This window comes from Flavobacterium sp. LC2016-13 (assembly GCF_009707955.1).
Taxonomy (GTDB): Bacteria; Bacteroidota; Bacteroidia; order Flavobacteriales; family Flavobacteriaceae; genus Flavobacterium.
Genome location: NZ_WMDQ01000005.1, coordinates 151,667 through 165,534, shown reverse-complemented (window position 1 = coordinate 165,534; position 13,868 = coordinate 151,667). Strand labels below are relative to the sequence as shown.

At 32.7% G+C, this 13,868-nt stretch carries 13 protein-coding genes; 5 read left to right on the top strand and 8 right to left on the bottom strand.

Going from position 1 to position 13,868, the window contains the following annotated elements; genetic code table 11:
- Positions 1-89: 89 nt before the first annotated feature.
- From GKZ86_RS12340 to hflX, 4 genes are all read left to right on the top strand, one after another.
- Positions 90-2,921: a TonB-dependent receptor gene (locus GKZ86_RS12340; protein WP_154783418.1), complete on the top strand. Its 2,832-nt coding sequence runs from the start codon at positions 90-92 to the stop codon at positions 2,919-2,921.
- Positions 2,922-2,942: 21 nt separating this feature from the next.
- Complete coding sequence (locus GKZ86_RS12335; RefSeq protein WP_154783417.1) at positions 2,943-4,292, top strand: DUF5689 domain-containing protein; 1,350 nt, start codon at positions 2,943-2,945, stop codon at positions 4,290-4,292.
- A gap of 135 nt (positions 4,293-4,427) precedes the next feature.
- Entirely contained in the window at positions 4,428-5,288 is an 861-nt protein-coding gene (locus GKZ86_RS12330; protein ID WP_154783416.1) for a hypothetical protein, read from the top strand.
- Between the two features lie 190 nt (positions 5,289-5,478).
- Positions 5,479-6,723: a GTPase HflX gene (gene hflX, locus GKZ86_RS12325; RefSeq protein WP_154783415.1), complete on the top strand. Its 1,245-nt coding sequence runs from the start codon at positions 5,479-5,481 to the stop codon at positions 6,721-6,723.
- 39 nt (positions 6,724-6,762) lie between these two features.
- Here the strand turns inward: hflX and GKZ86_RS12320 are convergent, their stop codons facing one another.
- The 8 genes from GKZ86_RS12320 to GKZ86_RS12285 form a co-directional block, all read right to left on the bottom strand.
- The gene (locus GKZ86_RS12320; RefSeq protein WP_154783414.1) at positions 6,763-7,356 is read right to left on the bottom strand and encodes a hypothetical protein; all 594 of its coding nucleotides are present in this window, start codon (positions 7,354-7,356) and stop codon (positions 6,763-6,765) included.
- Between the two features lie 196 nt (positions 7,357-7,552).
- Positions 7,553-8,503, bottom strand: a complete 951-nt coding sequence (locus GKZ86_RS12315; protein WP_154783413.1) for a DUF3078 domain-containing protein — start codon at positions 8,501-8,503, stop codon at positions 7,553-7,555.
- A gap of 79 nt (positions 8,504-8,582) precedes the next feature.
- The gene (locus GKZ86_RS12310; RefSeq protein ID WP_154783412.1) at positions 8,583-9,092 is read right to left on the bottom strand and encodes a DUF2480 family protein; all 510 of its coding nucleotides are present in this window, start codon (positions 9,090-9,092) and stop codon (positions 8,583-8,585) included.
- Positions 9,093-9,177: 85 nt separating this feature from the next.
- Positions 9,178-9,501, bottom strand: a complete 324-nt coding sequence (locus GKZ86_RS12305) for an SUF system Fe-S cluster assembly protein (RefSeq protein ID WP_154783411.1) — start codon at positions 9,499-9,501, stop codon at positions 9,178-9,180.
- Between the two features lie 87 nt (positions 9,502-9,588).
- Positions 9,589-9,999 (bottom strand): GxxExxY protein, encoded by a 411-nt coding sequence (locus tag GKZ86_RS12300; protein ID WP_154783410.1) that lies wholly within the window; start codon positions 9,997-9,999, stop codon positions 9,589-9,591.
- A 137-nt stretch (positions 10,000-10,136) separates the two neighbouring features.
- Positions 10,137-10,562, bottom strand: a complete 426-nt coding sequence (locus tag GKZ86_RS12295; protein ID WP_154783409.1) for a SufE family protein — start codon at positions 10,560-10,562, stop codon at positions 10,137-10,139.
- A gap of 2 nt (positions 10,563-10,564) precedes the next feature.
- Complete coding sequence (locus GKZ86_RS12290; protein ID WP_154783408.1) at positions 10,565-10,990, bottom strand: hypothetical protein; 426 nt, start codon at positions 10,988-10,990, stop codon at positions 10,565-10,567.
- A gap of 11 nt (positions 10,991-11,001) precedes the next feature.
- Positions 11,002-12,213 (bottom strand): aminotransferase class V-fold PLP-dependent enzyme, encoded by a 1,212-nt coding sequence (locus tag GKZ86_RS12285; protein ID WP_154783407.1) that lies wholly within the window; start codon positions 12,211-12,213, stop codon positions 11,002-11,004.
- Positions 12,214-12,434: 221 nt separating this feature from the next.
- Between GKZ86_RS12285 and GKZ86_RS12280 the strand changes: the two genes are divergently transcribed.
- Complete coding sequence (locus tag GKZ86_RS12280) at positions 12,435-13,784, top strand: serine hydrolase (protein ID WP_154783406.1); 1,350 nt, start codon at positions 12,435-12,437, stop codon at positions 13,782-13,784.
- Positions 13,785-13,868: the final 84 nt, after the last annotated feature.

The following is a 13,868-nucleotide window of genomic DNA, read 5'->3' as shown; positions in this document are numbered from 1 at the left end:
GATCGATACTCATTTCCAAAAAACCAATTTTATCTTTTGAATAAGGATTAGTTTCCGAAAACAATTTTCAAAGTAAATTGGCATTTTTAATGGTAAAAAAATACGCGGTCTTTTTTATTTTATGGTTTTTTAATCTTGCTCTTGGGCAGGAAACAATTTTCAGAGGCGTTGTTGTAGATTCTAAAACACAAAATCCCCTTGAGAATGTTGTGGTAAGTGTTCAAAATTCTTCCATAACAAAACTTACTTCTAAAAGTGGCAAATTTGAATTTCATTCTTCTATACAAGGCGAACAACTGCTTTTGATTCACAGTCAGGGCTGTAAAGATTTAATGCTCAAAATTCATTCTAATTTTGGCCAGATTATATATCTCGGAATATTACAATTAGAAGATATTTATTCTGATGAAATTCCTGCAGCTTTAATTACATTATTAGACAGCGATTTATCTGATGACAATAGTTCTTCAGAAATGACTTCGGGACTTTTACAATCTTCAAAAGATGCTTTTATGCAAGCCGCCGCCTTCAATTGGGGTCAAGCCCGATTTAGAGTTCGCGGTTTAGACAGCGAAAATGGCACGATGATGCTGAACGGAATGGTCATGAATAAAATTTATGACGGAAGACCGCAATGGAATAATTGGGGAGGTTTGAATAACGTACTGCGAAATCAGGAATTTTCAGTTGGCACTGCACCGTCTAATTATACTTTTGGAGGAGTTTTAGGAACTCAACAAATTTTTACCAGAGCTTCGATGTACAGAAAAGGAGGTCAGCTTACCTTTTCAGGAAGCAATACAACCTATAATTGGCGAGCGATCGGTACGTATGCTTCCGGAATGAACGCAGGGGGTTGGGCGTATGCCATTTCTGCCGGAAAACGCTGGTCACAAGAAGGTTATTTTGAAGGAACAAATTTCAATGCAGATTCTTTTTTTATTAGTGTAGAAAAGAAATTGAATAACAGAAATTCACTCAATTTCACAGGATTTTATACACCGAATTCACGTGGAAAAAACTCAGCCAACACAACTGAAGTAACACAATTAACAAACGAAAAATACAATTCGTATTGGGGTTTTCAGAATGGTGAAAAACGAAATGCAAGAGTAAAAACGGTAGAAGAGCCTTTGATGATGCTGAATCATTATTTTAAAATTAATGAAACTACCAATCTTAATTCGGGCGTTATGTACCAATTTGGAAAAGTTGGAAACAGCAATATAGATTATCAAAATGCAAATAGTCCGGATCCTGTTTATTACCGAAAAATGCCAAGTTATTTTAGTTCACTTTATGCAAAAGATAAAGGGGAATTTTCAGGAGATTTTACACCGGATTATGAAAATGCTGAAAAAAGTAAAGCCTTGTTTTTAGAAAATTCCCAGATTGATTGGCAGGCAATGTATAGAACAAACCAGAAACAAGTCACAAATTCTGACGGAACTACACATTTTGAATCCCTGCAAAGTCATTATGTTGTATACGAAGACCGAACCGATGACAAAACATTTGCGATCAATTCGAACTTAAATTCACAGCTTGCACCAAACATCTTTTTTGATGGAGGAATTAAGTATACAAATCTAAAATCACATAATTTTCAATACCTTTTAGATTTACTTGGAGGCTCTTATTTTCTGGATATTGATACTTTTTATAAAGGAGATCAATCACAATCAGATTTACAAAACCCAAACCGACAAATAAAAGAAGGCGATATTTACGGTTATAATTATAATTTGCTTGCCAATACAATTGATGTTTTTACACAGTTTAGATTAGTCTATAATAAAGTAGATTTTTATTTGGCGCAATCTTATTCTGCATCAAATTATCAAAGAGACGGATTATATCAAAACGGAATTTATGCAACAACTTCTTTAGGTAAAAGTGATAAAGTAAACTTCGAAAATTTTGGTTTCAAAGGCGGATTCACATATAAAATTTCAGGAAAACAATCACTCTTTTTTAATGCCGCACATTTAACAAGAGCGCCGTCTCTGCGAAATACATTTTCGAATTCCCGATTAAATAACTCCATTGTTGATAGACTCGAAAGTGAAAACATTTCAAGTGCCGAAGCCAATTATGTTTACCATTCGCCAAAACTTAAATTGCGATTAACAGCTTATTATGCTTTAATTAAAAACGCTACAAAAACTTCTTTTTTTTATGCCGAAGGAATTTTTGACAATGGCGCAGGTTATGATGCTACAGACGCTTTTGTAAGCCAGACGCTGACTCATTTAAACAAGAAAAATATTGGAGGCGAATTGAGTTTTGAATATCAAATTTTACCAATATTAAAAACAACTTTATCGCTCGCATACGGAGATTATACATACGATAGTAATCCTGATGTTTCGATAACGAACGATGCAAATGCAGCAAAAGAAAATGCGCAAACTACCTTTGATTTTGGCAAAGCTTATCTTAAAAATTACAAACAGGCAGGAATGCCGCAACAAGCTTTTTCGTTAGGTTTAGAATACAGAGATCCTAAATTTTGGTGGATTGGTGCCAATGTTAATTACCTGACAGAAAATTATATTGATGTTTCTCCTATTGCCAGAACGCCTCAATTCTACATTAATCCTGCAAATGAATTTCCTTTTCCAGAAGCGACAAGCGAGCGTGGAAATGAATTGCTAAAACAAGAAAAATTCAATCCGGTATCATTATTAAATATCTCAGGCGGTAAATCCTGGCGCGTGTACCGCAAATATGTGGGACTTTTTATGAGTGTAAATAATGTTCTTGATACCACTTATAAAACAGGAGGTTTCGAACAGGCCAGAAATGCCAATTTCAGAGCGCTTAATCAGGATATTTCCAGTGGAACTCCATCATTTGGACCTAAATATTACTACGGTTACGGAAGAACTTATTTCGCCAATCTGACCATTGGTTTGTAAACTTTAAAAAATAGAATTGTTATGACGAATAGATTTTTTACCTCACTTTTTGCATTTTCATTTTTACTGCTTTTTAGTTGTAATCAAGAAGTTGAAGTTCCTCAATTAGAATGTACACAACCTGATTTAAAAGTAAATAAAACAGTCGAAAAGGTGCATGAACTTTCCGGTAATGTTGCCAAACAATATGTTTATGACGATATTATTGAAGCTTATGTGGTTTCGAGCGATGAAGGAGGAAATTTCTTTAAAAGTATTTCTCTTCAAACTTTAGCAAAAAATGGTGTTCCCGCAACTGGTTTTAGTGTTCCGGTTGATGCCTCAAATACTTATATCGATTTTCGTCTAGGAAATAAAGTGTATGTAAAACTAAAAAATCAATTTACAGATTTATATTATGGCGGATTGCGGATTGGAAGTTTGTATGTAAGCAATGCAGGAGATCCAACAATTGGTAGAATTTCTCAAAATGAATATAAAAGTGTGTTGAATCCGTCTTGTACGGTAATTGATGAAAATCAATTGGTTAAATCACTTTCTGTTGAAGAAGCTTTAAATGATGATATTTTGAATACTTTGATAGAATTGAATGATGTAGAATTTACAGAAGCAGCAATTGGACGTCATTATTTTGAAGAAACAAATAATGTTGGCGGTTCAACCAACTGGAATTTGCGTGATAAAACCGGAAATCAGATTATTTTCAGAACAAGTGCTTATGCAAAATTTGCCACAAGTGATGTGCCCGAAGGAAGCGGAAAAGTTCGAGGAATCGTAACAAAATTTGGATCAGATTATCAGTTAATGGTGAGATCAGAAAAAGATATTGCAATGAACGGAAAAAGAAATGTTCCGTTTTTTGCTGAAGATTTTCAATCGGTAAAAAACAATGTAAATTTTACTTTACCAGGCTGGAGCAATATTGTCGAGAAAGCAACGAAATTATGGAAAAGCATGGTTTATGCCGGCAACGGATATGCTGAATTTAATACCACAAGCACAACCGCAGTAGAAAACATTGCTTGGCTGGTAACACCTAAAATTAATTTAACGGGTTATAAAAATGCAATATTATCTTTTAGAAGTGCACAACATGATTTAAAAGTTGATTCTCCGCTAAATTCTCTGGAAGTATATGTATCTGCAAATTTTGACGGATCAAGCGTTACTAAAGCAAAATGGACAAAACTTGAAGCAAAATTTCCTTCGTTAATAACACCAACTCGTGAATTTATTAGCTCAGGCGGAATAGATTTATCTGCCTATTCAGGCAACATTCATATTGCATTTAAATATATTGGTTCCGGGAAAGATAAAACCCTAAATGGTGCTTTTATGGTTGATGACGTTAAGATTTTTGGAGAAAAGTAGGCAGTAGTTTTTTAAAGTCGAAATTAAAGTGCTGATTTTTAGATGATAATTTAATAGTATGTAAATTTTAAACTACAGATTATTAAAGTTTGATTGAATTTTGTATTTTGGTCATCCCAAATCGATACAAAAATTATGAAAACCTATTTTATTGCCATCATGATGATGGTTTTTCCATGCTTAGTGCAAAGTCAGGACAAACCCGTTCAATTAAAACAGATTAATATTGTAAAAACAAATTACCAGAATTTTAAAGATGGTGAAATTGTAAACAAAACAGTCGTTTTTAAAGATGGAAAAATTCAAACCGTAACAACTTCAGATGTTGTACAGCATTTCTTTTATAACCCAAAAGGTTTGTTAGACATGACCGTTAAGGACAAAGTAGGAAGCGACTGGAAAGAAGTTGTAAACTACACTTATAATGCGGACAACAACATTACAAAATTGGTTAAAAAATATCAGGAAGGTAGTGACTATATCACTAAAACGGTGACTTTTACATATGAAGGAGCAAGAATAAAAGTAATCACTAAGAAAAGTACAAATCACCAAAATATTGTTGAAGATATTGAGTATATAGTTGAAAATGGTATCATTGTAAGACGCACATCTCGTGATAGAAATAAAGCGATTATTGGTAAAATTGAATACTCTTATACAAATGATAATGTAGTAAGACACAGAGGACTTGTGGGAGATAAAATATCGAAAACATTTACTTTTGATGATAAAAAATCGGTAGATCAGTTAATCGTTCAGAATTTATTTGGAGACAATTACAAAATAATTGTGCCGATGATTTCATATCATGAAGATGAATTTGCTTTTGAATCTATATCTTATAATAACGAAACAAATTTCAGCCCTTCGTCTACGGTTTTGGTTGGAATCAGTAAAAAATACAAATACAATAAACTTAACTTCCCAATCTCTTGTTCTCAACTTGAAGAAAACGGAATTGTAAAAACAGAAAAAACTTTTATTTACGAGTAATATCAGTTTTAAGTTTAATTTTTAAAACCATTTAAAAATTAAGTTTCATTAAGAATAAACGCTTAATGACCTTAATTTCTAAATGGTTTATTTTTTAATGAACAGACAAATTCTTAAATAGAACTTAAAAACAGAATTCTATAAGGCTTAGTGTCTTACAAATCATTAAATTTGCACCTTATTCAAAGCTATGTTAGAAAAAGAAGTTATAAATTTTGAAAAAACAGCCGTTGTTGGTATTGTGACTCAAAATCAAAGTGAAGAAAAACTAAACGAATATCTTGACGAATTAGAGTTTTTGACTTTTACCGCAGGAGGTGAAGTTGTAAAACGCTTTACGCAAAAAATGGAACGCCCAAATCCGAAGACTTTTGTTGGTACAGGGAAAATAGATGAAATCAATCTTTTTGTAAAAGAAAACGACATATCGACTTTAATTTTTGATGATGAATTATCGCCATCTCAACAAAAAAATATTTCTAAAATTATAGATTGCAAAATTTTAGACAGAACGAATTTAATTCTGGATATTTTTGCGCAAAGAGCTGAAAGTTCTTATGCAAGAACTCAGGTTGAATTGGCACAATGTCAATATTTATTGCCAAGACTTTCTGGTTTGTGGACGCACCTTGAACGCCAGAAAGGTGGTATTGGAATGCGTGGTCCGGGTGAAACGGAGATTGAAACAGACAGACGTATTGTACGTGACAGAATCTCGTTGTTGAAAGAAAAAATTAAAACAATTGATAAGCAAATGGGCGTGCAGCGTGGCAATCGCGGTGCAATGGTTCGTGTGGCGCTGGTTGGTTATACCAATGTTGGAAAATCGACTTTGATGAACGCTATTGGTAAAAGTGATGTATTTGTTGAGAATAAATTATTCGCAACTTTAGATACAACGGTTCGAAAAGTGGTGATTAAAAACCTTCCTTTTTTACTTTCAGATACTGTAGGTTTTATTAGAAAGTTGCCAACACAATTGGTAGATTCTTTTAAAAGTACGCTTGATGAGGTTCGTGAAGCCGATTTGTTATTGCATATTGTCGACATTTCACATCCTGAATTTGAAGATCATATTGCCTCTGTAAATCAGACATTGCAAGATATTAAAGCACATGAAAAACCTGTTATTATGGTTTTTAATAAAATTGATGCATACAAACATCTTACGATTGACGAAGATGATTTAATGACTGAAAAAACGCCAAGACATTACACACTTGAAGAGTGGAAATCTACGTGGATGCATCGTTTAGGCGAAGATAATGCTTTGTTTATTTCGGCAACCAATAAAGAAAATTTTGAAGAATTTAGAGAAAGAGTTTATGAAGCGGTAAGACAAATTCATATTACGCGATTCCCTTATAATAAATTTTTGTATCCGGATTACAAAGATGCAATTGAAAAAGAAGAAGATCTGGAAGATCAGGAATAAAAAAAAGGCTTTTGAGTTTATCAAAAGCCTTTTTTTCTTTTAGAGATGTCCATACTTTTTCCTTACATAGGCTCTGTCTATAGATGAAGGTGATGTTGGGCATAATATATCCTCCGTTAAACTCTGAATATTCATTGATTTAAATTCTTTTACTATAGAAAATTTGTTGTCAACTGATAACATAGTAATAATGGGTTCGTGTATGATGCTTTCTCTGTCAATTTTACATTCATCGTCAGTAAGAAAGAAATGAGAATTCTCTTCATTTAATGTAATAGGAGTAATAAAATCATTCTTAAAATACAAGTTTGTATGCTTATCGATTGTTACTATTTTATATACTGAGGATGCTTCTTCTTTACACAATTTCACATCAAGTCCAAATAAGCAGATCATATATTTATTGCCAGGAATAGAGTAAGTTTTTATAACTATTGAGTAAGTCTTTATATCTGTAGAATTAATATCTGAGCTGGTATTTACAGAGCCATTATCTGCGGTATTCTTCTTCTTGTTTTTTTCTAAATAATCAAGAGCTGTCTTTTCCAAAGAATCAGCCAAAATAGATTGAGATTTACAGGTTATGCTAAAACAAAGGAAATAAGTAAAAATTATTATGGATATCTTTTTCATGTATAATTTATTTCGCTGCAAGCTTCAAATTTAGGATAATTACAATGCGTAATTTTTAAAAGAAGCCAATTGTTTGATTTTAGCCCCGATAAAGGCGGTATCCTTGCTGGCCCGAGGTCGGGCAACAGCGAGATATAGCCGAAAGCGGGAAACCATGTTTATGAAATGCCTTTTGTATTGCTTCTGATTATTTAAATTAGAATCCGAAATTTATTCCTAAACCAAATACTTCTCTGGTTTGTAAACCTTTAAAAGCATTGTCGTCATAAATTGCCTGAAACGATAAATTGGCCGATAAGTATTTGTTTACCTTCATGATAATGTTCAACGAATAATTAATATCGACGTTTTGCGGATCTTCTAAATAATTAGAATATAAGTTTAAAGTATTTTCAGCTGTAACGTTTGTCATTATAGCCAATTTGTAGTAAACAGATGCATAGAAACCCAATTCGTAACGCATGCTTTTGTTGGCATCTACTCCAAAATAATCGCCATCGACATAAGGTAAACCTGTTTTTTGATCGATTCCGCTTGTGTAAGCACTGTCTACAAAAGTGAATTTAGAAGTTAGTGGAGCAAAGTTTATTTTAAGATTATCATCTTTTGTCCAATAAATACCAGGACCTGTAGTAAGATATCCGGGTGACATAAATTTGGTATTTTCAGTTCTGATTTCTTTTCCGTTTTCATCCTGACCATAAATATAGCCTGTTGAAAATTGGGTTCTAAAATTCAGGAAATAAGAATAATACCATTGCCCGAAAGCTTTTTTTCCTACTATGGAATTAAATTCCAGACGGTCATCTGTCTTTTTTCCGAAATCAGCATTTTTGGTTTGTAAAAGCCCGTAAGAAGCTAAAACTTTATTATCCCAGGTTATGTCGTCTTTTTTGTAATTAAAGTCGTAATTGATCCCTAACGTTCCTGAAAAGCTGTCTTCACCCCCGGCAATCCAATTATTGAAGCTTGATTGATTCAGTAAAAGAGACACAGTTCCTTTTGCTTTCCAGCCTTCGTCTTCAATCGTATCGTTTATTCTTTTAACTGCTTTTTCAGTATTTTGAATTAATTCCTTTTCGCTATTTTGAGCCTGAACAAAAGTAAAGTTAGCTAGTATAAAAAGTAATAACGTTATCTTTTTCATGGTATCTAGTTTAAGTGTATGTTAACAAATATACTAAAAACCGTTAAAAGGTTTGGCTTTATTGGGCGTAAAAAGAGAGTTATTTCTTAGTTTCTTTGTATAAAGGTACCGCAGAACAAGCTTCACCATACATAATACTTCTTGCAAATGGCTGTAAGTAGTTTGTAGCTAAAATGTAAGCACGCATTGGAACCGGTTTTCTGGAACAGCCTTTAACAATAACAGGTTTGTTTTTATAAACCGAGTAATCAATTTTGCTTAAAATTTCTTCGTATAAACTTCCCTCTAAATCTTCGATAGTTCCGTTGACTATTTTTTTGGCAAAAGGAGCCAATTGAACAGCTACCAAAATAGATGCCCAAGCAGGAACAATTGCATCTGTACTGCAATTTATTGCCACATATTGATCTTGATATTGCGACCAATCGTGATTTTTTAAGTGTTCTCTAAAGTCTTTTTCTTTCAAGAGAAATCCTTCTAAAAGCCATTGCGAAATGTCTAATTGCACTCGCATTCCTTTTGGATAATAATCTTCAAGATCAAAAACTTCTAAAGCGCTGTTGGCAACTTTATTGATGATTTCTTCCATATGAAAAATGGTTTCAAGTTTGAGGTTTCAAGTTTCAAGTTACGTAACCTGAAACTTGAAACTTTGAACCTGAAACAAATATTTTTTAAAGCATTCCTAATTCTAATTTTGCTTCTTCGCTCATTAAATCTTTGCTCCAGGGCGGATCAAAAGTAATTTCAACATCAACATCTTTAATGTTGTCTATCTTCTTCACTTTTTCTTCAACTTCCCTCGGTAAACTTTCTGCAACCGGACAGTTTGGAGATGTAAGCGTCATTAAGATTTTTACTTCGTAATCAGTATTTACCATTACATCATAAATTAATCCTAATTCATAAATATCTACAGGAATCTCCGGATCGTAAATGCTCTTTAAAACTTTTACAATTGATTCTCCTAATTCGTTTGTGTCTATTTCTTGTTCCATTGTTTTTGTTTTTTCACCATATAAGTTATATAAGTTCATTTTAAACGTGACGCTTATACAAAATATAGATGCTTTATTTTTTATATTTTATTCTTCTAACCAACGATATAATTCGTTGACGTATGTTTTTTGACCTTCGTGATAAATATTTGTAACATTGAAATTTATCATTAATCCTATTGGAGATTTTAAAAGCTTCATATAAGACATCAGTTTTGCAATATGAATAGGTATAATTTGATCAACTGCTTTTAACTCAAGAACTAAACAATTTTCAATAAATAAATCACATCTTAGATCTGACTCTAATTCCAAGCCTTTATATTCAACTGGAATTACTAATTCAGATTTAAAACTAATTCCTCTAATAGATAATTCTTTAATCATGCATTGATGATAAATACTTTCTATAAGCCCCGCCCCAATACTTTTATGAACTTCAATCGCCGCTCCATTAACCTGATAAATTAAATCAGTCAAATATTTCTTTGTTACCATCTATTTTTTTAGCAATAATAACAAATAAAAAAAAAAGATAAAGCCTACTTTTTAAATAGATTACTTACATTTCTTGACATAATAATTTAAGCGTCAAAACTTAAATTATCTTATATAACTTATATGGTTCAAAATTTTTAATTCTTATTTTTCGTATCAAAAGCCAAAGCGTACATTTTGATGTTCTTTATCATCGAAACCAATCCGTTTGCGCGTGTTGCTGATAAATGCTCTTTTAAACCAATTTCATCTATAAACTCAGTATCAGCATTTATAATGTCTGATGCTTTTTGATTAGAAAATGCACGAATTAAAATTGCAATTATTCCTTTGGTTAGAATCGCATCACTATCTGCAGTAAAAACAATTTTATCGTCTTTTTGTTCTCCCTGCAACCAAACTTTCGATTGGCAGCCTTTTATTAAATTTTCGTCTGTTTTATATTCTTCCTGAATTAACGGAAGGCTTTTTCCCAGTTCGATGATGTATTCGTAGCGTTGCATCCAATCATCAAACATCGAAAATTCATCTATTATTTCGTTTTGAATTTCTTTTATTGTCATAATTATTCTTTCGTAAAATCAACCAGCAAATTTACCAATTTTTCGATTTCCTTTGGAGGATAACCGTTGTCGAAACCTGTCGTTTCGTATGTTTTTTGATTCTGAGTTATCTTTAAATTTCCAATTGCAGCACCATCATAAGTACGTTTTTCAGTTGGAGCTTTTAAAGTTGCAATTCCATCTAAATTTACTTTTTCAAATTCAGTTACAATTTGGTTCCATTTTGCCGTATCTATTTTAGTTTCAACAGGCTGTTGATCTCTTCCGTTTGTAACTGAAACAGTTTGGTTTTGAACTACAATTTTTTTGTAATATCCTCTTGAAAGCGCTGAATATTCAATTTGAGTTGAAGTCATATCTGCTTTTTTTTGGCTTGAACAACCTGTTTCGATGCAAATAACTAATAGTAATAAAGATAATATTCTCATAAAGTATTTTTTTAGCTTAACATTGTTTGTGCCTTTTTAACAGCTTCGACCATTACGTCGATTTCTTCTTTAGTATTGTAAAAAGAGAAAGAAGCGCGAATGGTTCCCGGAATACAGAAAAAGTTCATAATAGGTTGCGCACAATGGTGTCCGGTACGAACAGCGATTCCTAATTTGTCGATAATAGAACCGATGTCATAAGGATGAATTCCATCAATATTAAAAGAAACTACAGAAGCTTTTTTTCCGGTTCCGTAAATTTTTAAACCTTCAATTTCTAATAAACCTTTTGTTGCGTGTTCCAACAATTCATTTTCATATTGTTGAATATTTTCAAAACCAATAGCATTTAGATAATCAATTGCAGTTCCAAGAACAATTCCACCAGCGATGTTTGGAGTTCCGGCTTCAAATTTATGAGGAAGATCAGCATAAGTCGTTTTCTCAAAAGTAACTTCTTTGATCATTTCGCCCCCGCCTTGATAAGGAGGAAGTTTATTTAGCCACTCTTCTTTTCCGTATAGAATTCCGGTTCCCGTTGGACCACACATTTTATGACCTGAAAAAGCATAAAAATCACAATCTAATTCCTGAACATTTGGTTTTAAATGCGGAACAGCCTGAGCACCATCAATTAAAACGGCAGCACCAAATTCGTGAGCTTTGTCAATAATATATTTAATCGGATTTATGATTCCGAGCGCGTTTGAAATATGATTTACGGTAACAACTTTTGTTTTTTCTGAAAGCAAAGCATCAAAAGCTTCAATAATCAATTCGCCGTTTTCGTTTATCGGAATAACTTTTAAAACAGCTCCTATTTTTTCGCATAACATTTGCCAAGGCACAATATTACTATGATGTTCCAGAGAAGAAACAATTACTTCGTCGCCTGGTTTTAAAATAGATGCAAAACCATTACTTACTAAGTTGATTCCGTGCGTTGTTCCTGAAGTAAAAAGTACTTCGTGCGCGAATTTAGCGTTAATATGTTGTTGCACTTTACCACGAGAAATTTCGTAAGCATCAGTTGCTAATTGGCTTAAAGAGTGAACGCCACGGTGAATATTGGCATTTATTTCCTGATAGTATTTTACTTCGGCATCAATTACAATTTGTGGTTTTTGCGAAGTGGCACCGTTGTCGAAATATACTAAAGGTTTTCCGTTTACTTTTTGTGAAAGAATTGGAAAATCGGTTCTTATTTTTTGGATATCTAACATGTCTTATTTAGAAAAAATCTATTTACAAAAGTACTAAAACAAAATTGGTTTATCCATGAAAACTATAATTTCCTTTTATGGTGCCATCAAGAGAAGGCTTAAATACTGATTCCGTAAAATTTAATTCTATTTTATAAATTATCTGAATCGGAAATCTAAATTAGGTTCTAAAATCATGAACATAAATTAATTATATTGCATTAAAAATATCTTTAAGTATTATGAAAAAAATTCTAAAATTACTTGCGCTTGTTTTAATTCTTGCCTTTTTATATTTCGGATTCACTACTTATCCAAAATTGGATTTAATTTCAGGTTTCTCTGCCAAAAGTATTGCCTCTGGACATTTTATTGACAATCGTTCGAAAGAGTTAATTGAAAAAACCGACAACGATATCAAAATGATTGATCTGGCTTCGAATACAATTGATGATGCAGGAAAATACGCAACTTCGGCTGTTTACGGATTAAAAGAGCGAAAAGCGATTTATAGAGAAGGTTTAGGTGCTGTTTTAATTAATGATGATTTTGATATTTCAAAACCTTATTTACTTCCGAAAAGAACAAAATTGACAAATAATCTTGCTTTTCCTTACGGGAATAATGAACCAAAAGATACAGTTTTTGCTAATGTTGATTATTCAAAATTGAAGAATGCTGTTGAAAATGCTTTTGATAAAACCAGTGGAAGAATTAAAAGAACACGTGCAGTTGTAGTTTTATATAAGGATAAATTAATTGCTGAAAAATACGATACAGGATTTAATAAAGACAGTAAAATCCTGGGCTGGTCGATGACAAAAAGTATTACAAGTTCTGCTTTTGGAGTTTTAGCCAAACAAGGAAAAATTGATATTTATAAACCTGCTCCAATCAAAGAATGGCAAAAGGATGATCGTAAAATTATTACGATTAATGATTTGCTTCACATGAATTCCGGTTTAGAATGGGAAGAGAATTACAGTACAATTTGCGACGCAACAAAAATGCTTTTCCAGGCCGAAGATATGGGAAAAGTACAAATGGATAAACCTGCTCAATTTAAACCAAATACACATTGGTATTATTCGTCAGGAACTACAAATTTGTTATCAAGAATTTTGAGAAACCAATTTAAAACACAACAAGAATATCTTGATTTTTGGTACAGTGCCGTAATTGATAAAATCGGAATGAATTCGATGATTGTCGAACAAGATATGTCCGGAACTTTTGTTGGTTCTTCTTACGGATGGGCAACACCGCGTGATTGGTCTAAATTTGGCTTATTATATCTTCACAAAGGAAACTGGAACGGAGAACAAATTTTGGATGAAAGCTGGGTAAAATATACAGCAACACCAACCAATACTTCTGAAGGAAAATATGGTGCGCAATTCTGGCTAAACGCCGGAGGTAAATTTCCGGATGTGCCTCGTGATATGTTTTATTGCAGCGGATATCAAGGGCAAATGGTAGCGATTATTCCTTCTCTGGATATGGTTATTGTGAGAATGGGAGTGAGAGAAGGTGATAAAAGTTTTGATTTTAATGGGTTTTTGAAGGGGATAATTGATAGTGTGAAGAAATAGGTTGTTCTCTTCCTGCAAGGTTTCCAAAACCTTGTAGGTATAGAAACATAAACATAATACCTACAAGGTTTTGGAAACCTTGCA

Coding starts and splice junctions, on each gene's coding strand:
- GKZ86_RS12300 (WP_154783410.1), bottom strand. CDS start 9,999: ATGGTAACAAAGAAATATTTGACTGATTTAATTTATCAGGTTAATGGA.
- GKZ86_RS12290 (WP_154783408.1), bottom strand. CDS start 10,990: ATGAGAATATTATCTTTATTACTATTAGTTATTTGCATCGAAACAGGT.
- GKZ86_RS12280 (WP_154783406.1), top strand. CDS start 12,435: ATGAAAAAAATTCTAAAATTACTTGCGCTTGTTTTAATTCTTGCCTTT.
- GKZ86_RS12330 (WP_154783416.1), top strand. CDS start 4,428: ATGAAAACCTATTTTATTGCCATCATGATGATGGTTTTTCCATGCTTA.
- GKZ86_RS12340 (WP_154783418.1), top strand. CDS start 90: ATGGTAAAAAAATACGCGGTCTTTTTTATTTTATGGTTTTTTAATCTT.
- GKZ86_RS12315 (WP_154783413.1), bottom strand. CDS start 8,503: ATGAAAAAGATAACGTTATTACTTTTTATACTAGCTAACTTTACTTTT.
- GKZ86_RS12335 (WP_154783417.1), top strand. CDS start 2,943: ATGACGAATAGATTTTTTACCTCACTTTTTGCATTTTCATTTTTACTG.
- GKZ86_RS12285 (WP_154783407.1), bottom strand. CDS start 12,213: ATGTTAGATATCCAAAAAATAAGAACCGATTTTCCAATTCTTTCACAA.
- GKZ86_RS12320 (WP_154783414.1), bottom strand. CDS start 7,356: ATGAAAAAGATATCCATAATAATTTTTACTTATTTCCTTTGTTTTAGC.
- GKZ86_RS12295 (WP_154783409.1), bottom strand. CDS start 10,562: ATGACAATAAAAGAAATTCAAAACGAAATAATAGATGAATTTTCGATG.
- GKZ86_RS12305 (WP_154783411.1), bottom strand. CDS start 9,501: ATGGAACAAGAAATAGACACAAACGAATTAGGAGAATCAATTGTAAAA.
- hflX (WP_154783415.1), top strand. CDS start 5,479: ATGTTAGAAAAAGAAGTTATAAATTTTGAAAAAACAGCCGTTGTTGGT.
- GKZ86_RS12310 (WP_154783412.1), bottom strand. CDS start 9,092: ATGGAAGAAATCATCAATAAAGTTGCCAACAGCGCTTTAGAAGTTTTT.